The sequence below is a fragment of the Pseudomonas sp. No.117 genome, from assembly GCF_054558395.1.
In genome coordinates this window covers 325,050-350,745 of record NZ_BAAJNP010000009.1, presented here as the reverse complement: position 1 = coordinate 350,745, position 25,696 = coordinate 325,050, and the positions used below count along the sequence as shown (strand labels likewise).

The window sequence follows — 25,696 nt, the reverse complement described above, 5'->3', positions numbered from 1 at the left end:
CGACTACGGCAACCCGGACTTCGTCCGCTACGCCGAAAGCTACGGCGCCCAGGGCCACCGTGTGGAAAGCGCGGCCGCCTTCGCCCCGCTGGTACAGCACTGCCTGGACACCCCCGGCGTCCACGTCATCGACTGCCCGGTGGACTACTCCGAGAACGACCGCATCCTGCACCAGGACATCAAGGAACGCAGCGCGGCCGTCTGATTGGGTAGCCTGGGTAGCTGAGCAAACGCCCCGGCCGTGAGGTCGGGGCGTTTTTCATTTGGCCAGGGCTTTATTCCCTGCTCTGGAGTGGCTCCTTCGCGCCGCCAGGCGTGCAGCTCAAGGCTCGCCAAGCGCCTCGGCTCCTCGCCCGAAACGCTGCTGGTAGGCCCTGGGCGTGACGCCCAGCTGCCGCTGGAAGACCCGGCGCAGGTGGTCGTCCGAGCTGAAGCCGCAGCGCTGGGCGAGTTGCTTGAGCGGCGCCTTGCCCTCTTCCAGCAGTCGCCGCGCCAGCTCGATGCGCCCGCGCTCCACGAATTCCGCCGGTGAGCAGCCGGTCTCGCGGCGAAAGACCCGCGCCAGGTTGCGCGGGCTCATGGCCGCTCGTTCACTCAAGACGGCCAGGCTCAGGGGCCGGTCGAGGTTGCCCAGGATCCATTCCTGTAGCTGCCGTACTCCAGCATGCTGGGTCATCTGGCTGTGCAGGAAGTGGCTGAATTGCGACTGCCCGCCCGGGCGCTTGAGGTAGACCACCAGGTCCCGCGCCACCGCCAGGGCCAGGTCCAGGCCCAGGTCCCGCTCGACCAGCGCCAGCCCCAGGTCGAGCGCCGCCGTGACGCCCGCCGAGGTCCAGAGCCGTCCGGCCTGCAGGAAGATGGCGTCCTCGACGACGTCGATCCGCGGATAGCGCTGGGCCAGGCCGTTCGCCAGGCGCCAATGGGTGGTGGCGCGCTGGCCATCCAGCAGCCCCGCCTCGGCCAGGAAGAAGGCTCCCGAACACACCCCGACCAGGGTCGCTGCCCGCTGGGCCAGGCGCCGGCTCCAGTCCACCAGACGTGGTTGCTCGGCCAGGGCCCGGTCGATGTCGCGGGCGCCGACGATCAAGGCGATGTCCGCCTCCAGCGCCAGTCCGTGCCGGGCTTCCAGCACGATCTGGGTATCCGACGGAATCATGCCGGGATCGGGTGCGCAAAGGCGGAGCTCGTAGGCCGGCGGCAGGCCAACGTCCAGCCGCTTGGCGTTGGCGTACTCGAAGACCGTGAGGGCGCTGGTCGCCTCGAGCGCCTTGAAGCCCGGGTAGATGACGAGATCGACGCGCTGCGTCCGGTAGCTCCGTTGCGTATCCATACCCCTGGCCGGGCAGACGCCTCCGCTAGGGCGCAGAAACGGACAAGATTCCGTCGTTCCGCGCCAAGCTCCGCTCCTGGCCTCGCTCCTCCTCACAGGCAGTCGGTAAGCTAGATATCGTTACATTATAACACTTACAGGACAGCGCCATGAAGACACGAGCAGCCATCGCCTGGGCACCCAACCAGCCTCTGGAATTCGAAGAAGTGGACCTCGAAGGTCCGAAAGACGGCGAGGTGCTGGTGCGTATCGTCACCACCAGCCTCTGCCACACCGATGTCTTCACCCTGTCGGGACGCGACCCCGAGGGCCGCTTTCCCTGCATCCTGGGTCACGAAGGCTGCGGCATCGTCGAAGAGGTCGGACGCGGCGTGACCTCCGTGCAGCCAGGCGATCACGTCATTCCCCTCTATACCCCGGAGGATCCGAACTGCCCCTACATCAAGTCGGGCAAGACCAACCTCAGCCAGAGCATCCGCAAGACCCAGGGCGAAGGCCTGATGCCGGACGGTACCAGTCGCTTCTCCTACAAGGGCAAGACGATCTTCCACTACATGGGCACCAGCACCTTCAGCGAATACACGGTGCTGCCCGAGATCGCCGTGGCCAAGATCAGCCGCGAGGCACCGCTGGCCAAGGCCTCGATCATGGGCTGCGCCATCCCCACCGGCATCGGCGCGGTGCGCAACACCGCCAAGGTACGGCCTGGCGATACCGTGGCCGTGTTCGGCCTAGGGGCGGTGGGCATGGCGGTGATCCAGGGCGCGGTCCTGCAGGGCGCCGGCCGCATCATCGGCATCGACGTGAATCCGGCCAAGTTCGCCCTGGCACGCGCCCTGGGTGCGCACGACTGCCTCGATCCCCATGACTTCAAGGCGCCCATCGAGCAGGTCATCGTCGAGATGACCAATGGCGGCGTGGACTTCTCCTTCGAATGCGTCGGGAACGTCAAGCTGATGCGCGCGGCCCTGGAGTGCTGCCACAAGGGCTGGGGCGAAAGCGTCATCATCGGCGTGGCCGGCGCCGGTGAGGAAATCGCCACCCGCCCCTTCCAGCTGGTGACGGGTCGCGTCTGGCGGGGATCGGCCTTCGGTGGCGTCCTCGGCCGCAGCGGACTGCCGCAGATGGTGGACGAATGGCTGCGTGGCGAGATCAATGTCGATCCCTACATCACCCACAACATGGGGCACGAAGCCCTGAACGTCGCCTTCGACCTCCTCAAGCGCGGCGAAGCGATCCGCTCGGTGGTGCACTATCTCGAAGGGGATACCCTCAGCCACGACCTGCCCGGCGTGATCGTGGATCGACACGGCAAGACCCTGGCCGCGCCCTGATCCCTGGAGCCAGGCGACGCTGCCCGCCGTAAGTCCCCTTCCAGCAGCGCCTCCGGCCAAGCAGGTCGCTTGACTGCCCGCTCACGCCAGCCTCTACTGGCTGCTGAGCGGGCAGCGAGCCGCCCACGGGCGCCAACCAAGGAAGTAGACCAGATGCCAACCCACCGCCACGCCATCGAGTCCTATATCAGGGCCAAGGACGGCAATCGACCCGACCTGCTACGCCAGGCCTTCACCCCGGACGCGACGGTCAACATGGCGGTGCTCACCAGCACCATCTCCTTCCCCACCGAACTCGCGGGCATCGCGGCCATCGCCGAGACCCTGGTCCGTCGCTTCAACCAGACCTACGAAAACATCTACACCTTTTGCCTCGGCGAACCGCCGCGAGAGGGAGCCCTCGCCCATGACTGCCACTGGCTGGTGGGCATGTCGCTGAAGGAGACGGGCGAGGTGCGCATTGGCTATGGGGAGTACCTCTGGCGGTTCGATCCAGCGTCCGGCCGGGTATCCCAGCTGACGATCACCATCGAACGGATGGACGTTGCGCCAGCGCAGGACCTGCAACCCCTGCTGGATTGGCTGCAAGCCCTGGACTATCCCTGGCTGGACGCCCGCACCGCGCGTGCGCGGGCGCCAAGCTCGACCGGCCTCGGGCCGCTGCTGGAAGCTCTCGAACGGCCTGACTGGCAGGTTCCGCAGAAAACCTCCTGACCTTCCAGGCCAAGCGTAAGGGGAAAGGGCAGCTTCTACACGTAGGTGGACTAAGCGGAGCGAAGCCCAACGCCGGTCAAGCTGGCGCTCACTGAGCAGCTACCGGGCCTCGCCCCAATCAAGCCTTCCCTTTGCCGCCCTTCACCGTCGGTGGCGATTCAGCGGCCTTGGCGAAGGCCTGGATAACGTCCCGTACGACCTTGCGCTGCTCGTCCGGGAGTTTCAGAAAGGCTTCGATGGCCTCGCGTTCGGGATAGTGTTCGGGGGCTTCCCAGTTGCCCCGGGGTTCGCGGATCGTCGCCAGGGCCTGTTCGCCGTAGCGCAGCACCTGGGGATCGATCTGCAGCCACTGGGCGAGGGTCTGGAGTTTGTCCTGGGTAGGGATGGACTTGCCGCTCAACCAGCGCGATACCGCCTGGAAGGTCACGGAGCGGCCCCAGTAGCGCGAGTTGAATTCCCGCTCCACTACGGCGGGGCGGTCGGGATAGCCGGCGGCGAGCAGGGCGGCACGCAGGCGCTGGGCGAAGTCGGATCTGTCATTCATGGAGAGGGACGTTAAAGTCCACTTCCGTCCCGGTTTGAACCTTGATTTGCAGGAAAAATGAGATTTGTGATTTCATTCACGCCTACCAGGACGACAGCGGCGCTTCAGCCGTAAGCACCCTGCGATCAGCAGCTAACTTTGCGCGCTGTTGCCGGTACGGAGGTAATGGAATGCCTACCCCTCAGCTCATGCACTATGCCGGTCGCCCCTTGCGGCTCTATCAATTCGTCGATGGACAGCTCTGGTTCGATTGCCGCGACGTGGCCAGGGTGCTGGGCTATCCCGATGCCCAGGAGGCCGTGCGCAGCCACTGCAGCGGCAATGGCCTGCGTCCAGGGGCCGAACAGGGTACGGTGCGGCTCATCGACCTGACCAACACCCTGCGGTTGCTGATCCATAGCCCCAGCGAGAAGGCGGCCGCCTTCGAGGAATGGCTACGCGACGACTGTCTCAAGCTGTTCTTCTGCCGCATCGTGCCCGCCCAGGAGGGGCAGGTGCGGGTTGATAGCAAGCCGCTGGCTCGGCTGCGCTGGCGGGACCAGTACTGGGTCAAGCTGGCCGATGTCGCCGCGGCGCTCGGGCCGCGCCTCCGTTTCTAAGCGACCGGCTGCAAGCCGTGGTGCGGAGGCTAGGGCCGATCGCCAGCCTTCACCCGCGTACCACCAGCCGCGAGGGCCATGGCCCTGGCCGCTGCGCAACGCCTTCCGCTCGAGCCCACGCCTATCAAGGTCCGGGCGCTGCGGCCGATAACCCCAAGGATCGCCGCCGCTGATCCAGGGGGTTCGCGGTTCCTGACTATCACCGCCTATCATCCCGCAAGCGAAGCGGCCGATCAGGATAAACTGGCGACCCTTGCCAGACCCACTGGCCTGGGCGGCGTCCGCCCCCGCTACAGCACGCCCGACCTTCAACACCCGTCACCAAGGTTCGTCTCACCCATGGCACTCGATGCCCCTACCATGCTGATCCTCACCATCGCCCTGGCGGCCGCGGCGGCGGGCTATCTGGCCATCGAGTGGCGGTCGGTACGCGAATCGGCGCTGCTGTACTGGAGCGCCGGTTTCGCGCTGATCAGCCTGGGCTGCATCCTCGCCCTGCTGCGCAGCCAGGGGCTGCTACTGGTGGGCATCTGGTACGCCAATGGCCAGTTGATCCTGGTGCATGGCCTCTTCCTCATCGGCGTGGCGCGCTTCGTCGGGCACCGCCTGAGCCTGGGCTGGTGGGCCTTCGCCGTCATCTGGCTGGGGCTGTTGCTACTACCCAGCGAGCCCTGGTGGTCCAAGGTGATGCTGGTGGTGCAGTCGCTGCTGATCGGCATCCTGGCAGTGCGGGCGAGCCTGCTGTTGCGCCGGCGCAACGCGGGTGAGCGGCAACTGCACGTCGTGCTGCTGGCCCACGGGTTGTTCTACTTCGCCAAGATGATCCCGCCGCTCACCCCGGGCACCCTGATCGACCTGACGGTGTACCGCGGCGCCATCATTCAGATCTCACTGGTGGAAGGGGTGGTCGCCGTGATGCTGATCGCCCTGTCCATGACCGGCACGGTGCGTTATCGACGCGAGCAGCACATCGAGCGCCTGGCCGGCAGCGATCCCCTTACCGGGCTCTACAACCGCCGCGCCCTGGAAGCGGAGGCCCCGCGCCTGCTGCTCCAGGCCACCGCTGAGCGTCCGGGTGCCTTGCTGCTGATCGATCTGGACAACTTCAAGCTGGTCAACGACCTGCATGGCCACGCCGCCGGCGACGGCCTGCTGATCGCCCTCAGCGACCTGCTGCGCACCACCCTGCCCCGCCAGGCCCTGGCGGCGCGGCTGGGGGGTGATGAGTTCGTCGTCCTGCTGGGCGAGGCGACCCAGTTCGAGGTCGTGCGCCTGGCCGAAACCCTGCGCCAGCGTTTCAACCAGCTGGCAGCGCAACGCCTGAACACACCCGAACCAGTCACCCTGAGCCTGGGCGCCGTGCTGTTCGACCGGCCGCCGGCGAGTCTGGCAGCCTTGCTGGAGCAAGGCGACAGCGCCCTGTACGAGGCCAAGCGCGGCGGGCGCGATGGACTGCGCGTGAGCCTGGGGTGATGGGCTGCCGCGGGATTATGGCTTAGGCTCGGGGGATCGCCTGAGCGGAGCCGCCATGCCCATCGCCCTCGAATCGCCCGACCAACCCGAGGTGATCACCCTGATCGCCGAACTGGATGCCTACCAGGATCTCCTCTATCCACCGGAAAGTCGCCACGCCCTGGATCTCGCCTCGCTGAAGCAACCGAACGTGCTGTTCCTGGTCGCCCGCGATGACAGCGGCAGTGCCCTGGGCTGTGGCGCCATGGTGTTGCATGAGGGCTATGGTGAGATCAAGCGGATGTATGTGAGCCCTAGGGGTCGTGGACAGGGGCTGGGCGGCCGCCTGTTGGCGGAGTTGGAACATGAGGCGGTAGCCCGTGGGTGCGAGCTCGCACGCCTCGAGACGGGGCCCTATCAGCCGGAAGCCTTGAGGCTTTATGCGGCGGCAGGCTATGGGCGGCGCGGCCCCTTCGGCGTCTATCGGGATGATCCGTTGAGTGTGTTCATGGAGAAGCGATTGGCAAGGTAGGGTGGACAACGCGAAGCTTATCCACGCGAGACCTTTGGAGTCGTACGTTGGTGGCGCCAGTGGAAAAGGCTTCGCCGTTTTCCACGCTACGGGCCGAACTCCGTTAGCAAGAACTCCACGAAGCTCCTCACCGTCACCGAGCGCCATCTCGTCTGGGGATAGAGCGCGGTCAGGGGGCGGGTGAGTTCCTGGCCCTGGAAGAGGCGGACCAGATTGCCGGCGGCGACGTCGTCCTGCAGCAGGAAGGCCGGCTGCAGGATGACGCCGAGGCTTTGCAGGGCGGCGAGGCGCAGAGCGGGGCCGTTGCTGAGGTGCAGGCGGCCGGGTGGCAGCGGGCCGAAGGGGGTGCCGGTCTGGGCGCGCCATTGGCTCAGGGCGCGAGGGTCCATGCCGAGGCAGTCGTGGGCCTCCAGATCGGCCAGTCGCTCGGGCGTGCCGCGTTGGGCGAGATAGCCGGGCGCGGCGCAGCACCACATCACATAGGGCGCCAGGGGTCGCGCCACCAGGGAGGAATCGGCCAGTTCGCCGATGCGGATGGCGATGTCGATACCCTCCTCCACCAGGTCCTGGACCCGGTCGCTCAGCACCAGATCGAGGGTGACCTGGGGATGCCGCGCCAGATAGTCGCCCAGCCGCGGCGTGAGGCCGTAGGTACCGAAGGACACCGGCGCCGACACGCGCAGGATGCCAGCGGGTGCCAGGCGCTGGGTTTCGGCCTGGCGATCGGTGTCGGCGACCAGGGCGAGGATCTCGCGGCAGCGGGCGTAGTAGCCCTCGCCAAAGGCGGTCAGCCGCTGGCGCCGGGTGGTGCGCACCAGCAGTTGCAGGCCCAGGCGCTTTTCCAGGCTGCGCAGGTGATTGCCGGCCATGGTCGGCGAGATGCCTTGCGCCTGGGCCGCAGCGGCCAGGCTGCCACGCTCCACCACGGCGACGAACACCTGCATGCTGTCGAGCAGATCCATTCCACACTCCTGCTAAGGAATCCTCGCACTGGGAGGGTGTTTATCTCATCTGGGTGGTGGTTGAGGCTAGTGGCGTGGGTGAGGTGGCGAAGTGTTGGGCTTCGCTGCGCTCAGCCAAACCCGTGGAAAAGGCTGCGCCGTTTTCCACCCTACGACCCTGAAGTGGAGAATCGATCATGGATCTGCAACTGCACGACCGTACCGCCCTGGTGACCGGTGCCAGCATGGGCATAGGCACGGGTATCGCCCGCGTCCTGGCGGCTGAAGGCGTTCGGCTGGCGATCACCGCGCGGCGGCGGGATGCCCTGGAGGGCCTGGCCGAGGAGATCGTGGCGGCGGGTCATGCCCGGCCGCTGGTGATCGCGGCGGATATCACCGACGCCGAAGACGTCCAGCGCCTGGCACGGGAAGCCGAGGACGGGCTGGGCCGGGTGGACATCCTGATCAATACCGCTGGCGGATCGCGGCCCATACCCGTGGATGCGGACGACGCCGCCTGGGACGAAGCCTGGAATCTTAACTTCACCGCGACCCGCCGCCTGACCCAGGCGCTGCTGGGTGGAATGCGCGAAAGACGCTGGGGACGCATCGTCAATTTCAGCGGCAGCATGGAGCCGCGGGACGTGAACGGCGCCGGGGCGGCCAAGGCGGCGATCCAGTTCTGGTCCAAGGGGCTGGCGAGTCAGCTGGCGGCCGAGGGCATCACGGTCAACACCATCGCCCCGGGGCGGATCAATTCCGAGCAGATCCTGCAGCGGCTGCACCCGACGCCCGAGGCGCGCCAGGCCTTCATCGCCCGACACATTCCCATCGGCTATTTCGGCGAGCCGGAAGACGTAGGGCACGTGGTGGCCTTTCTCGCCTCACCGCTGGCGCGCTACCTCACCGGCGATGTGATCGCGGTGGATGGCGGGATGCATGCCCATGCCCACTAGCGCCTGACGCAGACGAACAGCGCATTGCCCGCCTCGCCGGCCCAGGGTTCGATGCGCTGGTAGTCGTGCTCCAGCACCTGGACCTCGAAGTGCGGTTCCAGCAGGACCAGCAATTCGGGGAAGTCCACCGCCACCATGGGGTGCTCGTCCTGCCAGGTCTGCTGCTGGCCGGCGTGACGGCGTTCGATGCGCAGACGCAGTTGCTGGTGCTCGCCCTCGCCCGGGTAGTGCCAGGCGGAGGCGAAGCTGAAGTGGCCGTCGGCCCGCGCGACGCTGTGGCCGACGCTGGAGCCATTGTCGATGCGGCGCTTGTCGACGGCGTTGAAGCAGAACAGGCCGCCCGGGGTCAGGGCCGCGTGGACCCGCGCCAGGCAGGCCTGGAGCCGTTCGAGGCTACCGCTGTAGTGCAGGGAATAGAGAAAGCAGGTGATGAGATCGATCGGCTGCTCCAGCTCGAAGGCGCACATGTCCTGGCAGGAGAACTGGGCCTCGGGGCAGCGCAGCGCAGCCTGGGCCAGCATCGGCGGATTGAGGTCCAGCCCGCTGCTCTGGAAGCCGGCATCGAGGAAGTGCCGCACATGGGGACCGGTACCGCAGGCGAGGTCCAGATGGCGGGTGCCGCCGTTACCGAATAGCCGCTGCAGACGCAGCACCGCCTGGCTCTGGGCCCCGTAGTCGATGTCGGCGCAGAGCAGGTCGTAGTAGGCCGACAGGTCGGTGTAGAGGGCGGTGGCGGACATCGCAGGGGCTCGAGGCTGGAGACGCGGGCGCGCATCTTAGTCGGTTTTCGCGCTGATGGACGCCTTATACTGGCGGTTTTCCCGAGAGTCCCCTGACGTGAGCAACAAGAGATACGCCTGCATCGGCCTGAGCAACCCCAAGTCGCCGTCCAACGTCGGGTCCATCATGAGGGCCGCGGGCTGCTACGGGGTGGCCTCGGTGTTCTATACCGGCACCCGCTACGACCGCGCCAAGGACTTCGTCACCGACACCAAGAAGGTCCACCAGGACATCCCGCTGATCAACATCGACGACCTGCGCCGCATCCTGCCGCTGGGTTGCGTGCCGGTGGCGGTGGAGCTGGTGGACGGCGCCCGGCCGCTGCCCGAGTACACCCATCCAGACCGCGCGCTCTACCTGTTCGGCGCCGAGGACGGTTCGCTGAGCCAGGAGCTGCGCGACTGGTGCGAGGACGTGGTGTACATCCCCACCCAGGGCTGCATGAATCTCGCGGCCACGGTCAATGTGGTGCTCTACGACCGGCTGGCCAAGGGCAATAACACCCGCTCCGGTCCGCTGTTCTAAGAGTTTTCAACCAAAACCCTGAGTCGGCCGGCGCAAGACCGGATCGAAGGGGTTGATGCGCGCGGCGATCACCCCGGCTTCGCGGCGGAGCAGTTCGATCACCGTGGGCAGGCGCTGGGCGTTGAGGCGTTCGCTCAGGGTGCCCACGCTCAGGGCCGCTACCGCCCGGCCGTTGCGGTCGAGGATGGGCACGGCGAGGCCCGCCATGCCGGCCAGCACCCCGGTGTTGCGCGCGGCGTAGCCCTGCTGGCGGACGTTGTCGATCTCGGCGCGCAGCAGCACCTCGTCGTAGTGATGGGCGTCGCGCAGCCGCGGCAGGTTGTAGCGGATCACCTCTTCGCGCTCTTCCTCGGGCAGGAAGGCCAGGATCGCCAGGGCGCCCTGGCCGCCACCCAGAGGCACGCGACCGCCGATGTCGCCGGTGAAGGTGCGGATCGGATAGGGCCCCTCGCTGCGGTCCAGGCACATGGCGTCGAAGCCGCTGCGTGCCAGCAGGAACAGCGAATCGCCCAGGGACGCCGACAGTCGCAGCAGACTCGGCCGCGCCAGGTCGCGCAGGTTGCCGACCTGGCCGGCGCGCGCCGCCAGGGCGAAGAAGTCCAGGCTCAGGCGGTATCTCTTGCTGCGGGCGCACTGCTCGACCATGCCCTCTTCCACCAGGCCGCGCAGTAGCCGGTGGGTGGTGGGTTGCGACAGGCCCACGCGCTCGGCCAAGCGGGTGACCTTCTCGCCTTCAGGATCGCCCTCACCCAGGGCGCGCACCACGGCGAACACCCGGCTGATGGCACCGACGCCTGGCTCGCCCGCAGCCGCCTTTCTTTCACTGGAATCTTCCATCTGCAGCACTCCAAAATATTTCACTGAATGAATAAATCTTAAAAAAGAGTTCATTCAGTGAAAAACCTGCTTGTCCTGCATCCTAGGTCGCCCTTACCTTCAGGTCCATAGGGCGATACTCACAATCACCGGACGCCGCCATTCGAGCGAGCGCCAACGTCCAGATCCAGGCTGTCTTTCGCCCTGCCAAAACCTTGCCCACCGTCCCCGTGGGCGCGACCGGAGGAGCATTGCGGCCATGGCTTTCCTGACTCTCGACAATCTCAGCAAGCGCTACGGCGACAGCTACGCGGTGGCCGGTTCGACCCTGGCCATCGAGCGCGGCGAATTCGTCTCCCTGCTCGGCCCCTCCGGCTGCGGCAAGACCACCACCCTGCAGATGATCGCCGGCTTCGTCGAGGTCAGCAGCGGGCGCATCCTGCTCGACGGCCAGGACATCACCCACGCCAAGCCGGCCAGTCGCGGCCTCGGGGTGGTCTTCCAGAGCTATGCGCTGTTCCCGCACATGACGGTGCGCGACAACGTCGCCTTCGGCCTGCGCATGCGCAAGGTGGCGGGCGCCGAACTCGCCCGCCGCGTCGAGGAAGCCCTGGGCCTGGTGCACCTGCGCCAGCACGCCGAGCGCTATCCCCGCGAACTCTCCGGTGGCCAGCGCCAGCGGGTGGCCCTGGCCCGGGCGCTGGTAATAGCCCCGCCGGTGCTGCTGCTGGACGAACCGCTGTCCAACCTGGACGCCCATCTGCGCGAAGAGATGCAGTTCGAGATCCGCCGCATCCAGCGCGAGGTGGGCATCACCACCCTGATGGTGACCCACGACCAGTCCGAGGCGCTGTCCATCAGCGACCGGGTGGTGGTGATGGAGGCCGGGCGTATCACCCAGGTGGATGCGCCCTATCGGCTCTACGAGCATCCGCGCAACAGATTCATCTCCGACTTCGTCGGCAAGGCCAACCTGCTGCCCGGCAGCCTGGATGCGCAAGGCCGGCCGCAGATCGCCGCCGGCGGCGCCCTGGCAATATCGCTGCGGCCGGAAAAGATCGAGCTGCGCCCCGCCGGTGAGGGGCGCCTGCAAGGGCGGGTGCTGACCCGGTTCTTCCTTGGCAGCCAGTGGCTGTACCGCCTGGAGACGGCGCTGGGCGAGGTGTCGGTGCTGCGCAGCAACGATGGGCTGCCGCCGCTGGACGAGGGCCAGCGCGTCGGCCTGCACTGGGACGACGGTCTGCTGCGCCGCCTGGAAGCCGCGGAGGCCGCGGCATGAGCACACTGCTGCGCGGTACCGGTCGCGCCTATCTGCTCAGCGCTCCGGCCCTGCTGCTGTTCGCCGGACTGCTGCTGGCGCCGCTGGCGCTGACCCTGGCGCTGTCCTTCAACACCTTCGACTACGAGACCGGGATCAAGGAAGGCAGCTACACCCTGGCGCACTACCTCGGCCTGCTGGGCGATCCCTATTTCTACGAGATCTTCCTGCGCACCTTCTGGATCAGTGCCCTGGTCACCCTGCTCTGCGTGCTGATCGGGGTGCCGGAGGCCATCGTCCTCAGTCGCATGGGCGCACCCTGGCGCTCGATCTTCCTGATCCTGGTGCTGACGCCGCTGCTGATCTCGGTAGTGGTGCGCGCCTTTGGCTGGAGTCTGCTGCTGGGCGCCGATGGCCTGGTCAACCAGGCCATCGTGGCCCTGGGCGGGCGCCCGCTGAAGCTGCTCTACACCCCCTTCGCGGTAGTCGTCGGCCTGGTCCACGTGATGCTGCCCTTCATGATCATCCCGGTGTGGACCTCGCTGCAGAAACTCGACCCTGCCGCCGAACAGGCCGCGCTGTCCCTGGGCGCCAGTCACCTGACGGTGCTGCGCCGCATCGTGCTGCCCCAGGTGATGCCCGGGGTGCTCTCCGGAACCCTGATCGTCTTCGGCCTGGCCGCCAGCTCCTTCGCCATCCCCGGCCTGCTCGGCGGACGCCGGCTGAAGATGGTCGCCACCCTGATCTATGACCAGTACCTGGCCGAACTCAACTGGCCGATGGGCGCCACCCTGGCGGTGGCCCTGCTGCTGCTCAACCTGCTGGTGATGCTAGGCTGGAATCGCCTGGTGGAACGCCGCTACAAACGTGCCCTGGGAGTCTGACCCATGACCCGCAACGGCCCGCTCGGGCTCGCTTTCCATACCCTGGTGATGGTCTTCATGCTGGCGCCGCTGGTGGTGGTCTGCCTGGTGGCCTTCACCCCGGAGAATACCCTCAGCCTGCCCACCGCCGGCTTCTCGCTGCGCTGGTTCGCCGCCGTCTTCGAGCGGGCGGACTTCCTCACCGCCTTCTACAACAGCCTGCAGCTGGCGGCGCTGTCGGCCACCCTGGCGACGCTGATCGCGGTGCCGGCGGGGCTGGCCATCACCCGCTACCGCTTTCCCGGCCAAGGCTTCCTCAACGGCCTGTTCCTCTCGCCGATCATCATCCCGCACCTGGTGCTGGGCGTGGCCATGCTGCGGCTGTTCGCCCTGCTGGGGGTGAACGGCAGCTTCAGCTGGCTGGTGCTGGCCCACGTGGTGGTGATCACCCCCTATGTGCTGCGCCTGGTGATCGCCGCCGCCATCGGCATCGACCGCAGCGCCGAGCAGGCCGCCGAGAGCCTGGGCGCCAGTCGCACCACGCTGTTCTGCCGCATCACCCTGCCGATGATCCTGCCCGGAGTGGCCGGCGGCTGGCTGCTGGCCTTCATCAACAGTTTCGACGAGGTGACCCTGTCGATCTTCGTCACCTCCCCGGCGACCCAGACCCTGCCGGTGCGGATGTACGTCTACGCCACCGAATCCATCGACCCGATGATGGCGGCGGTGTCGGCCCTGGTGATCGCCCTCACCGCGGCCACCATGATCCTGCTCGACCGCATCTATGGCCTGGATCGCGTGCTGGTGGGCAAACAATGAACAGCCGAGACCCTTCCATGGCACTGCTCAAGCGGGTGGCCGAACGCGACCGCCCGACCCTGGCCTTCACCCTCGACGGCCAGCCGGCCGAGGGCCTGCAGGGCGATACCCTGCTTACCGCCATCCTGACCCAGAGCGATCACCTGCGCGGCAGCGACTTCGGCGGCGAACCCCGCGCCGGTTTCTGCCTGATGGGCGCCTGCCAGGACTGCTGGGTACGCCTGGCCGACGGCCGCCGGGTGCGCGCCTGCGCCACCTTTCTCGAAGCGGGCCAGCAGGTCAGCTGCGATCCGGGGCGGCCGCTGTGAGCGCCGTCGTGGTGGTGGGCGCCGGACCGGCGGGCATTCGCGCGGCCCAGACCCTGGTCGCCCATGGCCTCGAGCCGGTGCTGCTCGACGAAAGCGCGCGCGGCGGCGGCCAGATCTATCGCCAGCAACCGGGCAATTTCCGGCGGCCGAGCAAGGCGCTGTACGGCTTCGAAGCCAGCAAGGCCCAGGCGCTGCATGGCGCGCTGGAAGCCGCGCAGGAACAGCTGGACTACCGACCCGACACCCTGGTGTGGAATGCCGAGGCGCGCGCCCTGGATACCCTGAGCCAGGGCCGCTATGTCGATCGCCTGGCCTTCGACCAGGTGATCGTCGCCACCGGCGCCACCGACCGCATCCTGCCGATGCCGGGCTGGACGCTGCCCGGCGTCTACAGCCTGGGCGCCGCCCAGGTGGCGCTCAAGTTCCAGGGCTGCGCCATCGGCAGCCGCCCGGTGCTGGCCGGTACCGGCCCCTTGCTCTATCTGGTCGCCTATCAATACGCCAAGGCCGGAGCCAAGCCGCTGGCGGTGCTGGACAGCGCCCCCTTCCGCGACCAGGCCGCCGCTACCCCGGCCCTGCTCGGCCAACCGGCCACCTTCGCCAAGGGCCTCTACTACCGCAGCTGGCTGGCGCTGCACGGCGTGCCCGTGCACCAGGGCGCCGAGCTCCTGGCGGTCGAAGGCGAGCGCCGAGTGGACGCCGTGCGCTGGCGCGCCGCCGATGGTGAGGCCCACCGACTGGAGTGCGACGCCCTGGGCTTTGGCCAGACGCTGCGCAGCGAAACCCAGCTGGCCGACCTGCTGGGCTGCGACTTCGCCTGGAGTGACCTCAATCGCGCCTGGTTGCCGGTGCGGGATCCGGGTGGGCGCAGCAGTCAGACCGGGGTCTACCTGGCCGGCGATGGCGCCGGTATCCAGGGCGCCGATGCCGCCGAACTGGCGGGCGAACTGGCGGCCCTGAGTCTGCTGGACGATCGCGGCGTGCCGGTGGACAGGACGCGCATCCAGACCCTGCAAGCACGCCTGGCGCGCTTCGAGGTGTTTCGTCAGGGCCTGGAGCGGGCCTTTCCCTTCCCCGCGGACTGGGCGGCCAAGGCGCCGGACGAAGTCACGGTCTGTCGCTGCGAACAGGTCAGCGCCGGCGAGATCCGCGCCGCCGTGGCCCTGGGTCACTGGGAGATCAACAGGGTCAAGGCCACCTGCCGGGTCGGCATGGGCCGCTGTCAGGGGCGCATCTGTGGTGCCGCCGCGGCCGAGCTGATCGCCTGCGCCAGTGGTCGCCCGCTGGACCAGATCGGCCGGTTGCGCGCCCAGGCGCCGATCAAGCCGTTGCCCTTTGGCGTGGAGCTGGCGCCATGAGCCGGCTGGACGTGGATGTCCTGATCATCGGTGGCGGCATCGTCGGCAGCAGCGCGGCGCTGTTCCTGGCCCAGGGCGGCCAGCGCGTCGCCCTGCTGGAACGCAACTTCTGCGGCGCCCAGGCCAGTGGCGTCAACTACGGCGGGGTACGCCGCCAGGGCCGCCCGCTGGTGCAGTTGCCGCTGTCCAGTCGCGCCCATCAGATTTGGGGCGGTCTGCGGGACCTGCTGGGTACCGATGGCGAATACCTCAGATCCGGCCACTTGAAGCTGGCCCGTAGCGACACCGACTTCGCCTCCCTGCAGGCCTATGCCCAGGCCAGTCAGGGCTTCGACCTCGATCTGCAACTGCTCGACCGGGGCGAATTGCGCCGGCGCTTTCCCTGGGTCGGCGACATCGCCGTGGGTGCCTCCTTCTGCCCGGAGGACGGCCACGCCAATCCGCGCCTGGTCTCCCCGGCCTTCGCCCAGGCAGCTGCCCGCGCCGGTGCCAAGGTATTCGAGCGCACCGCCGTGACCGCGGTCGAGCACGACGGCCAGCGCTTCCAGCTCCGCACCGACAGCGGCCTGACCCTGAGCGCGCCCTGGCTGCTGAATTGCGCCGGTGCCTGGGCGGCAAAGCTGGCCGCCCGCTTCGGCGAGCCGGTCCCTCTCACCGCGGCCCATCCGGCCATGCTGGTGACCGAACCGCTGCCGCCGTTCATGACCGCCAGTACCGGCGTGGAAGGCGGCGGCATCTATGCCCGCCAGGTGGCGCGGGGCAATTGCGTGCTGGGCGGCGGGCGTGGTTTCGCCCTCGACGCCGACCGCGCCCGCCCCGGTCAGTTGGCCATCCTCGACATCCTGAGAAACGCCGCCGAACTCTATCCGGCCCTCAGCGGCGCCCAGGCCATCCGCACCTGGAGCGGCGTCGAGGGCTATCTGCCGGATCACCAGCCGGTGCTCGGCCCCAGCCTCACCACCCCCGGCCTGCTGCACGGCTTCGGCTTCGCCGGCGCAGGCTTCCAGATCGGGCCGGCGGCTGGCGAAGCCCTGGCCGAGTGCATCCTGCAGGGCGCCCCCCGGCACAGTCTGCAGGCCTTTTCCATCGCCCGTTTCCCTTCCCAGCCCAGGAGTTCCCAACCATGCGCCTGACCCCTGCCCTGCTCGTGGCCCTCGCCGGCCTGCCCCTGGCCGCCGTGGCCGAACCGACGCTCTACCTCGGCATGAATGGCGGCACCATGGAGCGCCTCTATGCCGACAGCGTGCTGCCCGCCTTCGAGAAGGCGCACAACGTCAAGGTGGTGATCGTGCCCGGCACCTCGGCGGACATCCTCGCCAAGGTCCAGGCCAGTCCGCAGAAGCCGCCGATCCACGTGATGTTTCTCGACGACGGCATCATGTACCGCGCCATCGGCATGAATCTGTGCAGCCCGCTCAAGCCCAGCGCGGCCCTGGCGCAAATTCCCGACAAGGCCAAGATCAAGGATCAGGCAGCTGCCGTCAGCCTGGGCGTGACCGGTCTCGCCTACAACAGCCGGCTGTTCAAGGACAAGGGCTGGGCGGCGCCGACCTCCTGGGCGGACCTCGCCGATCCCAAGTACAGGGGCAAGGTGGTGTTCCAGTCGCTGTCCTCGTCCACCTTCGGCCTGCACGGTTTCCTGATGTTCAACCGCCTCAAGGGTGGCACCGAGCAGGACGTCGATCCGGGCTTCAAGGCCTGGCCCACCACCGTCGGTCCCAATGTGCTGGAGTACATCCCCAGCTCGGCCAAGCTCTCGGAAATGGTGCAGACCGACGAGGCGGCGCTGTTCCCGCTGACGCCCACCCAGGTCACCGCGCTCAAGCTCAAGGGCATCCCGGTGGAATACGCCCAGCCCAAGGAAGGCGCCGTGGTGCTCAACGTCGCGGAGTGCGTGACCGCTAACAACGACCAGCCCGAGTTGGCCCAGCAACTGGCGGAATACCTGCTGACCCCCGAGGCCCAGGCCCCGGCGCTGGAACTGGGCGACCAGATCCCGTCCAACCCCAACACCCCCACCACCGACAAGACCCGCGGCCAGGTGGAAGCCATGCAGAACTACCTGAAGACCGCCGTGACCATCGACTGGGACGAAGTGAACAAGGTGCGGCCGCAGTGGAACGCCCGCTGGAATCGGCAGGTGGAGCGCTAGTCGCTCGGACAGCGCAAATGCGCCGCTAGGTGTCGACCCTGGACAACCCAGCTTCGGGGCGACCCTTCACCCTTGGCGGCTTCCATCACCAGGAGAGCCGCCATGGCCAACCCGCCCATCACCGTTCTGCGCGACACCCAACCCCTGCCCGTGGTCGATGCCTGCAAATGGGAGCGCATCGAAGGCGAGCCCCATACCGTCAACCTCAATGCCTACACCTCCGATGACGGCAGCAAGATCATGGGCACCTGGATCTGCACCCCCGGCAAGTGGCGCGTCGACTACGTGAAGTGGGAGTACTGCCACTTCCAGGAGGGCTACTGCATCATCACCCCCGATGGCCAGGAGCCCATCCACCTGAAAGCCGGCGACATCTTCGTCGTCGAGCCCGGCATGAAGGGCACCTGGGAAGTGGTCGAGACGGTGCGCAAGTACTTCGTCTTCGCCTGACTCGCCCGCGACGCCGCCAGGGGGCTCAAGGCGTGACCGCGCTCCCGTAGCGTGCCCAGGCCGGGCGTCGGGCCAGGCGTTCGAGATAGGCGTCCACCGCCGGCGCCGCGATCCGCTCCATCGGGGTGGAGCGCCAGCGGTGCAGCGACAGGCCGAGGGCGATGTCGGCCAGGCTGAAGGTGGCGCCCGCCACATAGGGACCGTGCTGCGCCAGATGGGCGTCGAGCACCGCGACCCGGCCGTTCCAGGCGGCGATGCCCTCCGCCAGGCGCTGCGGATCGGGTTCTGGCGGCTGCTGCTTGACCAGCGCCAGGTAGGCGTAGCTCCAGGCCGGATTGAGTTCGCTGGCCTGCCAGTCCAGCCACTGGTCGACCCGCGCCCGCTCCCGCGGTGCGGCGGGATACAGCGCCTCGCCGCCCTGGGCGTTGGCCAGGTAGCGCAGGATGCTGTTGGACTCCCAGAGCACGAAGTCGCCATCCAGCAGTACCGGAATCTGGCCGTTGGGGTTCCACCGCAGGTATTCAGCAGACTGGGCCGAGCGGAAGCCGGCGCCCCAGTCCTCGCGCTCGTAGCCCAGGCCCAGTTCGTCGAGGCACCAGAGCACCTTGCGGACATTGATCGAAGAGACGCGGCCAAGAACTTTCAGCATGCTGAGGCGACCTCCAGGGATGGGTGGCTGAGATAGGGCTCGATATTGCCGAGCGCGCGCTGGACATAGTCCTCCTTCTCCCCCACCGGCGCCACATAGTGCAGGACCTCGGCCGCCGCCTCGCACCCGAGCAGCCGGGCGATGGCCCAGGCCGCCAGGTAGCTGGATGCTAGGCAGCCGCCGGCGGTGGCCAGGTTGCCGCGGGCGAAGAAGGGCTGATTCAACACCTCGATGCCGGCCTCCTGTACCCAGGGCTTGGTGGTGAGGTCGGTGCAGCCGGGTACCCCGTCGAGCAGGCCGAGCCGCGCCAGCAGCAGGGTGCCGGAACACTGGGCACCGATCAACTGGCGCGCGGGATCCAGTACCGCCAGCTGTGCCAGCAGCGCCCTGTCCCGGGCCAGTTCACGGGTGCGGCTGCCACTGCCCACCAGCACGGCGGTGCAATCCGCCAGTTCGTCGAAGCCGGCCTGGCGCTCCAGGCGTACGCCATTCATGGAGGTCACCCAAGGCGTGGGCGCCATGAGCGAAACCCGCCAGTCCGGGCGCTTGATGCGATTGAGCAGGCCCAGGGCGATCAGGGAGTCCAGCTCGTTGAAACCGTCGAAGGTGAGGATGGCGAGGTGCATGGCGTGGCCCTTTGGCGGCAAGGAGACCTCGGCATTCTCGACCGCATGGCCGAATCCGGACCAGATACAGCGCGCCGACAAGCCAGCCATACAGTCCGACCAACGCCAACGAACCGCTCTAGCACGCGACTCTTTTATCGCGATAATGGCCTGTTGCTATCAGCGCATCGGTGAGCCACGTCCATAAGTCGTCGATGAGCTCCCCTGACGCCTTCACCGACGGACCGCGAGCAGTTCAGAATCACGATGAACGATGAAATTCGTTACGAGCGTCATGTCAGACAGATCTTCCGAGTTCCCCTGCTGGTACTGCAGCCACTGATCCTGGTGACCTGGCCCCTGAGCCTGTTTATCAACCCCCTTATCGGCAGTCCCTACAAGCCGCGCTATTTCGCCATTATGGCGTTGCTGCTGGGCGTAACCGCGCTGCTCGGCATGGCGCGCAGCGCGCGCCTGATGACCTTCGCTTTCGCATGCAATATCTGGGCGCTCGCCCTGGCCTTTCGCCTGGAGATCAATGACGGCGGGGCGCTCGGCCACTACTGGAACCTACCGATCGCCATCCTGGCGACCCTGGGTACCTGCGGCCTGACCTACCGGCTCAGGGACTACCTCATCGTCCTCGCCGGCACCTGGTTCATCCTCTTCATCGGTCAGGACCACCTCGCGCCCGTGCCCATGCCCCGGCAGTTGGTGTGGCTGCTGATCAGCGCCACCCTGGCCATCGGCATCGCCTACAACCACGTCAACAGCAACTGGATGCGCCGCACCTTCATCCTCAAGGAGCGCTATCGGATCCTGGCGGAGACCGACGCCCTGACCGGCATCGCCAATCGACGCAAGCTCCTGGAACAGCTGGACAGCCTGGTCAATGCCCGCGGTGAGCAGCCCGCGCACTTCGTCATGCTGGATGTCGACGACTTCAAGGGCATCAATGACCGTCTTGGCCACCAGGGGGGCGACGAGGCCCTGATCGTCCTGGCCAAGGAGATGCGCAGCCTGCACCCGGCGCTCGCGATCGGTCGCCTCGGTGGCGAGGAATTCGGCATCCTCGCCGATGGCCTCGACGCCACCCGCCTGGGCGAGCTGCTGGCGCGGCTGCGGACCGCGCTGGCGCAACGCGAGGGCCACCCCATCACCTTCAGCGCCGGCGCGGTACGGCTGCAGCGCGAGGAATCCCTGAGCGACCTGCTGCGCCGGGCGGACGAGGCGCTCTATCGCGCCAAGCGCCAGGGCAAGGACCAGGTGGTCTGGGCCGAGTGAGCCGCTATTCCAGCTTTTCCACCTTCACCGCGGTGGTGCCGTCGTCGACCATGTCCACCCGCCGCGCCGCGGCACGGGACAGGTCGATGATCCGCCCGCGGATATAGGGCCCGCGGTCGTTGATGCGCACGATGACGGCGCGGTCGTTCTCCAGGTTGGTCACCTTGACCCGGGTGCCGAGCGGAAGGGTCTTGTGCGCGGCGACCAGTTCGTTGTTGTTGAAGGTCTCGCCACTGGCGGTTTCCTTGCCATGAAACTTGCGCGAGTAGAAGGAGGCCTTGCCGCGCTGTTCGAAGCTGGCTTCCTTCTTGGCCGGCGCCGCGACGACCTTGGCGTCCTTGTCCTGGCAGGCGGTGCAGGCGAGCGCCAGCAGCAGTAAGAGAACTCTGGGACGGATGAACACGTTTCACCTTCCTGTTTTTCTTCATTCTGTGGAAAGCGGTGCACGAGGGGCGATTCAGCTAGCTCTGAACCGCCCCTCGGCCAGGAGGTTCGCCGTAGATGGCAATAGGCCGCCCTATCTGTGACGGGCCGCGCAAGCCTGCCCTAGTGCCCGGGCAGCACGTACCTGAGGATGGCGACGAAGTGCAGCGCACTGCCCGCCATGACGAAGCCGTGCCAGATGCCGTGCCAGTGGCGGAAGCGATCGTCGAAGACGAAGAACAGGATGCCGACGGTATAGAGCACCCCGCCAGCCGCCAGCCAGGCGAAGCCTTCGCTGCCCAGGCGCTCCAGCAGCGGTCCTACTGCCACCAGCACGATCCAGCCCATGGTGGCGTAGATCACCAGTGACAGGACGCGCGCCTCCGAACGGGGCTTGAGCTCCTGCAGCATGCCCACCAGAGCCAGGCCCCAGACGATGCCGAACAGCGTCCAGCCCCAGGGACCGCGCAGGGTCACCAGGCAGAAAGGGGTATAGCTGCCGGCGATCAGCAGGTAGATGGACAGGTGATCGAGCTTCTGCAGAGGGCGCTTCGCCCGCCCCTTCACGCTGTGATAGAGGGTGGACACGCTGTAGAGGATCACCAGGGCCACCCCGTAGATGGCCACGCTGACGATGCGCCAGGGGTCACCCCCCAGGCTGGCCAGCACCACCAGGGTGATGGCCCCGGCCAGCGCCAGCAGGGCACCGACCAGATGGGTCCAGGCATTCAGCCGTTCGCCGTGATACATGCATCCTCCTTGGGTGCTGAGGGAAGGATCATTGCGCGCCGGCCGGAGGCGGCGTCTTCGGCCGCTGACCGGGGCAGCGCGGCCGGGACGCCAGCCACCAGGGCCAGCGACCTGACCGTACGCAGTGGGCGCTCCTGCCAGTCTAGGAGCGGCAGATGACCATTGCGCTGGGCCCGCTCGCTGCGGACCGCTGCGCCGCGCCGCCGCCTCAGGACTTGGTCGAGGCCGCGCGCCGGGCCGTCAGGCGCTCGTAGCGGTCGAGCAGCGGCTGGATGGACACCCCATGCACCGCGATGCTCAGGGCCACCACCGACAGCGTCAGGTCGACGATGGTCCCGGCCCAGTCCGCCGTGACGTGGTGGGTGAGCGCGTAGCACAGATAATACAGGCTGCCGATGCCACGGATGCCGAACCAGCCGATCAGCGCGCCCTGGAAGCGATCGATGCGGGTGAAGGGCAGCATGGTCGCCACGCCCAAAGGCCGGATCACGGCGAACAGCAAGGCGCCCAGCAGCAGCGCGCGACTGTCCCAGTGGGTGATCAGCACCACGCCGAGCAGGGTCACCAGCAGCACCTCGAAGGAGCGCTCCACCAGGCTGCCGAAGGCGAGCATGTCGCCCATCATCACCCCGGCCGCCATCCTGGGCTCTTCGAGATCCTCCGCCCGGGCCACCGTGGCGTGCTCGGGCGCACCGGTGAGATGGCCGATCACCGGCTGCGCCAGCTGCTCGGAGGGGGTTTCCGCATGGCCCGAGGTCTGCACCTCGGCCTGGCGCAGCCCCAGGCCGGCGGCGAACACCGCGAGAAAGCCGAAGGCGCCGATCTCGTCGGCCAGCACATAGGACAGGGCGATCAGCGCCAGGGCGAGGAAATCGTTGGGCGAGATCGTACTGTCGCCATGGCGGATGCGCAGGTAGATCATCAGCCGCCCCACCCCCTTGCCCATGGCGTAGCCCAGCAGCAAGCCCGCCGGCACGCCCCAGACCACGCTCTTGAGGAACCAGTCGAGCGTCCAGCCCCACTGCCATTCGCCATGCTGCAGGAGCAGCAGGCCGAGCAGGACGAAGGGAAAGGCGGTGCCATCGTTGAGCCCCGCCTCACCGGAGAGGCCGAAGCGCACCCGGTCGAAATCCTGGGCGTGGTTGACCTGCACCAATCCGGCCAGCACCGGGTCGGTGGGCGCGAGGATGGCACCGATCAGTAGGGCCACGCCCCAGGGCAGGCCGAGCAGGTAGTGGGCCACCAGGCAGACCCCGGCGATGCTCAGGATCATCACCGGGCCGGCCAGCAGGTAGGCGCCGTGCCAGGCGGAGCGGTGGAAGGACAGCCGCAGCTTGAGGCCGCTGACGAACAGCGAGAAGAGCACCGCCACCTCGGTGAGGTGGCCGATCCAGGTGGCCGATTGCTGGAAGTCGACCTCGGCCAGGCCCAGGCCGATGGGGCTGATGAGCATGCCGAACAACAGACAGACGGCCGAGGTGGTCACCGGCAGCCAACGCAGATAGGCGGAGGTCAGGGCGAGGATCATCAACAGTGATCCCAATACCCCGACCCAGACGAGAAAAGTCATGTGGGTAGCGTGATCCGAAGCGAGAGGAACGTCAGGAGGTGGCGAGCGCCACCGTCTTCATGGAGACTGCCAGGGCCCCGCCGCGGTGCCCCCTATCTGCCGAATGGCGCGGCCCGGGGTGATCCCGGACGCCCGAATGGGGTCCATGTCTCATCGTCCCGCCACAGGAAGCTCTCTTCTCGCATGAGCGATCACCGCCTACGCAAGCAACGCCGTCTCGAACGCCTCGGGCGTTTCCTCGACTGGGCCGGCCGCACCCATCCGGACTTCGTCGCCAAGCAACAGCACCAGGAACTCTGGTTCAAGCCCTATGGCGGCTATCCCCTGCCGCACCTCGGCCGGATCGCCAAGGCCTTCTGGCTGGGCCTCGACGAGGCGACGGCCGTGAGCGCCGGCAGTGCCCCCGAGGCCGAGACACTGCTGGGCCAGGCGCTGCTGAATGCCAGCAAGACCTTCGGCTACCCGGTGGACGTCTTCGGCAGCGAACAGCTCTTCACCGCAGGCGCGGCGAGCGAATTGCTCGAACCCCACTGGGCACTCAACCTGGCGGACAGCGACTCGGCCGGCGCCTTCGAACTCGCGGTGCGGCAACGACTGGGCGCGGCCGTGCGGGAGCGCCTCGGGGTGCTGGCCGGGCCCTTCGGCGAGATGGCGGCGGAAGATCGCCAGCGGGTGCTGCAACGGGTGCCCCAGGCGCTGATCCGCCTGGACGACTTCCTGCCCCGGGCGGTGGAGGTGCTCAACGAGACGCGCCACGAGCTGAGATTCAACGTGGTGCTCAGCCATGACGACATCCGCCTGGAAATCCCCCGCCGGCTGGCGGCCAACCAGGGCCGGCTGCTCATTGATGCCGATGTCGCCGCGCTCAAGGCCGAGGTGGCCGGCGACTTGCGCCAGCGCTTCGCGGTGCTGGTGAGCGAGGCCGATGCCCTGGATTTCGATCTGCACCAGCTCGGCCTGCCGCGGCTGCAGGAGCTGATGCGCCTGGAGACCGATAAGCTGCGCCGGGCGCTGCGCCACGCGGTGGAACAGCAACGCGAGAAGATGGCCTTCGCCGTGCTGCTGGAGAACAACCCGCGCTTCGCCCAGTACCACCAGAACTATCCGGCGCGGCGCCTGACCCGCACCTGGACCGCCCTGCTCGGCCCCACCAACAGCGGCAAGACCCACAGGTCCATCGAGGCCATGGCGGCGGTGACCCATGCCATCTACCTCTCGCCGCTGCGGCTGATGGCGCTGGAAAACCAGGAGCGCCTGGAGTCCCTCGGCGTGCCCTGCTCGCTGGTCACCGGCGAGGAAGAGATCATCCGCCCGGGTGCCACCCATTTCTGCTGCACCGTGGAGGAGTTCGCCCGTTTCCGCCGCCAGCAGTGGGAGGTGGTGGTGGTCGACGAGGTGCAGATGCTGGCCGATCCGCAACGCGGCTGGGCCTGGGTCGACGCCCTGGTCAGCGCCCATACCAGACGCCTGCTGATGACCGGCCCGGCGCTGATCGAACCCTCGCTGCGCACCCTCTGCGCACTGTGCGAGGATCGCCTGGAGATCAAGCCCACCAAGCGGCTGTCACCGGTCACGGTGGCGCGCCACGCCACCACCCTGGAACGGCTCGAGCCCGGTTCGCTGCTGGTGGCCTTCAGCCGCCGGGTGGTGCTAGAGCTCAAGGGCCTGCTGGAAATGGCCGGACGCCGCGTCTCGGTGGTCTACGGCGCCCTCTCGCCGGAGGTGCGGCGGGAACAGGCGCGGCGCTTCCGCGAAGGCGAGACCGAGATCATGGTCGCCACCGATGCCGTGGGCATGGGCCTCAACCTGCCCGCCCACACCCTGTGCTTCTACACCGACGAGAAATTCGACGGGGTGCAGAATCGTCCGCTGCGGGTCCAGGAGGTCAAGCAGATCGGCGGTCGCGCCGGGCGTTTCGGTCACCATGCCGAGGGCGAGATCACCGCACTCGAGCCCCATGTGCTGCGCAACATCAAGCGGCTGTTCCACAGCCCGGACGACCCAGTGGACCTGCACCAGTTCCAGGTACGGCCGAGCCTGGAACACCTGCGCGCCCTTTCCGAATTCATGCAGGAGCCCAGCCTGCTGCGCACCTGGCTGACCTTCAACCGCAACATCAACTACGGCGACGCCTTCGTCTCGGTGCTGCCCGACGAGCTCGCCGAGTGGATCAAGCTGATCGACCTGCCCGGCATCGACTTCCACCTGCGCTGGATCTTCGCCTGCACGCCGATCCGCGGCGGCCTGGAGGGCCCGGCCAGCGGCCAGGCCCAGCGCTGGCTGAGAAGCGTCGCCCGCGGCGAGCCGGTGGACCTGCCGCGCATCCCCCTGGGCACCGATCTCGCCGGCCTGGAAAGCGCCCTGCATGTGGTGGAGACCTACCTGCACCTGGCGCGTAGCCTGCCCGAGCTGTTTCCCGCCCTGGAACGCGGCGAGGACCACCGCGACCTGCTCAACGAAGCCATCACCCGCGAGTTGTCACGCCGCCGCCGGCCGCGTGGCCAGGAAAAGGGCCACGGCAAGGGCGGCCGCCGCCAGGGGCGGGGCGAGCGGCGCGGTGGCCGTTTCGGGCGCTAGGCGGCACGGGATTCGCCGCCTGAAGCCGGTAGCCAGGTAGCGTGGATAACGGCGCAGCCTTATCAACCCTGCGCAGCGCCCTGCCCCTGGACCACGCCGCGCCTGTT

The 25,696-nt window shown here is 67.7% G+C and carries 28 protein-coding genes; 18 read left to right on the top strand and 10 right to left on the bottom strand.

Annotation, left to right across the window (positions count from 1 at the left end; genetic code table 11):
- The coding region (locus ACYJP6_RS22625; RefSeq protein WP_459478048.1) for a thiamine pyrophosphate-dependent enzyme at positions 1-205 on the top strand (205 nt) is incomplete at its 5' end.
- Between the two features lie 117 nt (positions 206-322).
- Here ACYJP6_RS22625 and ACYJP6_RS22620 read toward each other — a convergent pair.
- A complete protein-coding gene (locus ACYJP6_RS22620; RefSeq protein ID WP_459478046.1) occupies positions 323-1,330 on the bottom strand; it encodes a GlxA family transcriptional regulator in 1,008 nt (335 codons plus the stop codon).
- Positions 1,331-1,479: 149 nt separating this feature from the next.
- On the opposite strand from ACYJP6_RS22620, the gene ACYJP6_RS22615 reads away from it, so the two are divergent.
- Together ACYJP6_RS22615 and ACYJP6_RS22610 are read left to right on the top strand one after the other, a co-directional pair.
- A complete protein-coding gene (locus tag ACYJP6_RS22615) occupies positions 1,480-2,664 on the top strand; it encodes an S-(hydroxymethyl)glutathione dehydrogenase/class III alcohol dehydrogenase (protein ID WP_459478044.1) in 1,185 nt (394 codons plus the stop codon).
- Positions 2,665-2,817: 153 nt separating this feature from the next.
- Positions 2,818-3,378: a hypothetical protein gene (locus ACYJP6_RS22610; RefSeq protein WP_459478042.1), complete on the top strand. Its 561-nt coding sequence runs from the start codon at positions 2,818-2,820 to the stop codon at positions 3,376-3,378.
- Positions 3,379-3,496: 118 nt separating this feature from the next.
- Here the strand turns inward: ACYJP6_RS22610 and ACYJP6_RS22605 are convergent, their stop codons facing one another.
- Positions 3,497-3,922 carry a transcriptional regulator gene (locus ACYJP6_RS22605; protein WP_459478040.1) on the bottom strand — a complete coding sequence of 142 codons (426 nt, stop codon included), beginning with the start codon at positions 3,920-3,922 and terminating at the stop codon, positions 3,497-3,499.
- 170 nt (positions 3,923-4,092) lie between these two features.
- Between ACYJP6_RS22605 and ACYJP6_RS22600 the strand changes: the two genes are divergently transcribed.
- The 3 genes from ACYJP6_RS22600 to ACYJP6_RS22590 all read left to right on the top strand — a co-directional run bounded on the left by ACYJP6_RS22600 (position 4,093) and on the right by ACYJP6_RS22590 (position 6,505).
- Positions 4,093-4,521, top strand: coding sequence for a BRO family protein (locus tag ACYJP6_RS22600; RefSeq protein ID WP_459478038.1), 429 nt, complete (start codon positions 4,093-4,095; stop codon positions 4,519-4,521).
- A 339-nt stretch (positions 4,522-4,860) separates the two neighbouring features.
- Positions 4,861-5,994, top strand: a complete 1,134-nt coding sequence (locus ACYJP6_RS22595; RefSeq protein WP_459478036.1) for a GGDEF domain-containing protein — start codon at positions 4,861-4,863, stop codon at positions 5,992-5,994.
- Positions 5,995-6,049: 55 nt separating this feature from the next.
- The gene (locus ACYJP6_RS22590) at positions 6,050-6,505 is read left to right on the top strand and encodes a GNAT family N-acetyltransferase (protein ID WP_459478034.1); all 456 of its coding nucleotides are present in this window, start codon (positions 6,050-6,052) and stop codon (positions 6,503-6,505) included.
- 86 nt (positions 6,506-6,591) lie between these two features.
- Here the strand turns inward: ACYJP6_RS22590 and ACYJP6_RS22585 are convergent, their stop codons facing one another.
- Positions 6,592-7,467: a LysR family transcriptional regulator gene (locus ACYJP6_RS22585; RefSeq protein ID WP_459478032.1), complete on the bottom strand. Its 876-nt coding sequence runs from the start codon at positions 7,465-7,467 to the stop codon at positions 6,592-6,594.
- Positions 7,468-7,643: 176 nt separating this feature from the next.
- Here ACYJP6_RS22585 and ACYJP6_RS22580 point away from each other — a divergent pair, with 176 nt between their 5' ends.
- The gene (locus ACYJP6_RS22580; protein WP_459478030.1) at positions 7,644-8,402 is read left to right on the top strand and encodes an SDR family NAD(P)-dependent oxidoreductase; all 759 of its coding nucleotides are present in this window, start codon (positions 7,644-7,646) and stop codon (positions 8,400-8,402) included.
- On the opposite strand, the gene ACYJP6_RS22575 is transcribed toward ACYJP6_RS22580, so the two are convergent.
- A complete protein-coding gene (locus ACYJP6_RS22575) occupies positions 8,399-9,142 on the bottom strand; it encodes a class I SAM-dependent DNA methyltransferase (protein ID WP_459478028.1) in 744 nt (247 codons plus the stop codon). The genes ACYJP6_RS22580 and ACYJP6_RS22575 overlap by 4 nt on opposite strands.
- 97 nt (positions 9,143-9,239) lie before the next feature.
- Between ACYJP6_RS22575 and ACYJP6_RS22570 the strand changes: the two genes are divergently transcribed.
- The gene (locus ACYJP6_RS22570; protein ID WP_007160503.1) at positions 9,240-9,707 is read left to right on the top strand and encodes an RNA methyltransferase; all 468 of its coding nucleotides are present in this window, start codon (positions 9,240-9,242) and stop codon (positions 9,705-9,707) included.
- Between the two features lie 6 nt (positions 9,708-9,713).
- Here ACYJP6_RS22570 and ACYJP6_RS22565 read toward each other — a convergent pair whose 3' ends face one another.
- Positions 9,714-10,544 (bottom strand): IclR family transcriptional regulator, encoded by an 831-nt coding sequence (locus ACYJP6_RS22565; RefSeq protein WP_459478026.1) that lies wholly within the window; start codon positions 10,542-10,544, stop codon positions 9,714-9,716.
- A 238-nt stretch (positions 10,545-10,782) separates the two neighbouring features.
- On the opposite strand from ACYJP6_RS22565, the gene ACYJP6_RS22560 reads away from it, so the two are divergent.
- The 8 genes from ACYJP6_RS22560 to ACYJP6_RS22525 all read left to right on the top strand — a co-directional run bounded on the left by ACYJP6_RS22560 (position 10,783) and on the right by ACYJP6_RS22525 (position 17,731).
- Positions 10,783-11,802, top strand: a complete 1,020-nt coding sequence (locus tag ACYJP6_RS22560) for an ABC transporter ATP-binding protein (RefSeq protein ID WP_459478024.1) — start codon at positions 10,783-10,785, stop codon at positions 11,800-11,802.
- Positions 11,799-12,665: an ABC transporter permease gene (locus ACYJP6_RS22555; RefSeq protein WP_459478022.1), complete on the top strand. Its 867-nt coding sequence runs from the start codon at positions 11,799-11,801 to the stop codon at positions 12,663-12,665. The genes ACYJP6_RS22560 and ACYJP6_RS22555 overlap by 4 nt, the downstream gene beginning before the upstream one ends.
- Positions 12,666-12,668: 3 nt before the next feature.
- The gene (locus ACYJP6_RS22550; protein WP_027598975.1) at positions 12,669-13,463 is read left to right on the top strand and encodes an ABC transporter permease; all 795 of its coding nucleotides are present in this window, start codon (positions 12,669-12,671) and stop codon (positions 13,461-13,463) included.
- Positions 13,464-13,480: 17 nt separating this feature from the next.
- On the top strand, positions 13,481-13,771 hold the full coding sequence (locus ACYJP6_RS22545; RefSeq protein WP_459478020.1) for a (2Fe-2S)-binding protein: 291 nt from the start codon (positions 13,481-13,483) through the stop codon (positions 13,769-13,771).
- Complete coding sequence (locus tag ACYJP6_RS22540) at positions 13,768-15,129, top strand: FAD/NAD(P)-dependent oxidoreductase (protein ID WP_459478018.1); 1,362 nt, start codon at positions 13,768-13,770, stop codon at positions 15,127-15,129. Before ACYJP6_RS22545 ends, ACYJP6_RS22540 begins: the two co-directional genes overlap by 4 nt.
- Positions 15,126-16,262, top strand: coding sequence for an NAD(P)/FAD-dependent oxidoreductase (locus ACYJP6_RS22535; RefSeq protein ID WP_459478016.1), 1,137 nt, complete (start codon positions 15,126-15,128; stop codon positions 16,260-16,262). The genes ACYJP6_RS22540 and ACYJP6_RS22535 overlap by 4 nt, the downstream gene beginning before the upstream one ends.
- Positions 16,253-17,281, top strand: coding sequence for an ABC transporter substrate-binding protein (locus ACYJP6_RS22530; protein WP_459478014.1), 1,029 nt, complete (start codon positions 16,253-16,255; stop codon positions 17,279-17,281). Before ACYJP6_RS22535 ends, ACYJP6_RS22530 begins: the two co-directional genes overlap by 10 nt.
- 102 nt (positions 17,282-17,383) lie before the next feature.
- On the top strand, positions 17,384-17,731 hold the full coding sequence (locus ACYJP6_RS22525) for a cupin domain-containing protein (RefSeq protein ID WP_007160512.1): 348 nt from the start codon (positions 17,384-17,386) through the stop codon (positions 17,729-17,731).
- 25 nt (positions 17,732-17,756) lie between these two features.
- Here the strand turns inward: ACYJP6_RS22525 and ACYJP6_RS22520 are convergent, their stop codons facing one another.
- Both ACYJP6_RS22520 and ACYJP6_RS22515 read right to left on the bottom strand, forming a co-directional pair.
- Positions 17,757-18,380: a glutathione S-transferase family protein gene (locus ACYJP6_RS22520; protein WP_459478011.1), complete on the bottom strand. Its 624-nt coding sequence runs from the start codon at positions 18,378-18,380 to the stop codon at positions 17,757-17,759.
- Positions 18,374-19,006 (bottom strand): DJ-1/PfpI family protein, encoded by a 633-nt coding sequence (locus ACYJP6_RS22515; protein ID WP_459478009.1) that lies wholly within the window; start codon positions 19,004-19,006, stop codon positions 18,374-18,376. The genes ACYJP6_RS22520 and ACYJP6_RS22515 overlap by 7 nt, the downstream gene beginning before the upstream one ends.
- Positions 19,007-19,252: 246 nt before the next feature.
- Between ACYJP6_RS22515 and ACYJP6_RS22510 the strand changes: the two genes are divergently transcribed.
- Positions 19,253-20,269 (top strand): GGDEF domain-containing protein, encoded by a 1,017-nt coding sequence (locus ACYJP6_RS22510; protein ID WP_459478007.1) that lies wholly within the window; start codon positions 19,253-19,255, stop codon positions 20,267-20,269.
- A 4-nt stretch (positions 20,270-20,273) separates the two neighbouring features.
- On the opposite strand, the gene ACYJP6_RS22505 is transcribed toward ACYJP6_RS22510, so the two are convergent.
- From ACYJP6_RS22505 to ACYJP6_RS22495, 3 genes are all read right to left on the bottom strand, one after another.
- Positions 20,274-20,672, bottom strand: coding sequence for a septal ring lytic transglycosylase RlpA family protein (locus tag ACYJP6_RS22505; protein ID WP_145008814.1), 399 nt, complete (start codon positions 20,670-20,672; stop codon positions 20,274-20,276).
- A 143-nt stretch (positions 20,673-20,815) separates the two neighbouring features.
- Positions 20,816-21,442 (bottom strand): PAQR family membrane homeostasis protein TrhA, encoded by a 627-nt coding sequence (trhA, locus tag ACYJP6_RS22500; protein WP_459478004.1) that lies wholly within the window; start codon positions 21,440-21,442, stop codon positions 20,816-20,818.
- 208 nt (positions 21,443-21,650) lie between these two features.
- Positions 21,651-23,012 (bottom strand): cation:proton antiporter, encoded by a 1,362-nt coding sequence (locus ACYJP6_RS22495; RefSeq protein ID WP_459478002.1) that lies wholly within the window; start codon positions 23,010-23,012, stop codon positions 21,651-21,653.
- A gap of 183 nt (positions 23,013-23,195) precedes the next feature.
- Here ACYJP6_RS22495 and ACYJP6_RS22490 point away from each other — a divergent pair, with 183 nt between their 5' ends.
- The gene (locus tag ACYJP6_RS22490) at positions 23,196-25,589 is read left to right on the top strand and encodes a DEAD/DEAH box helicase (RefSeq protein ID WP_459478000.1); all 2,394 of its coding nucleotides are present in this window, start codon (positions 23,196-23,198) and stop codon (positions 25,587-25,589) included.
- The last annotated feature ends 107 nt before the right edge of the window (positions 25,590-25,696 follow it).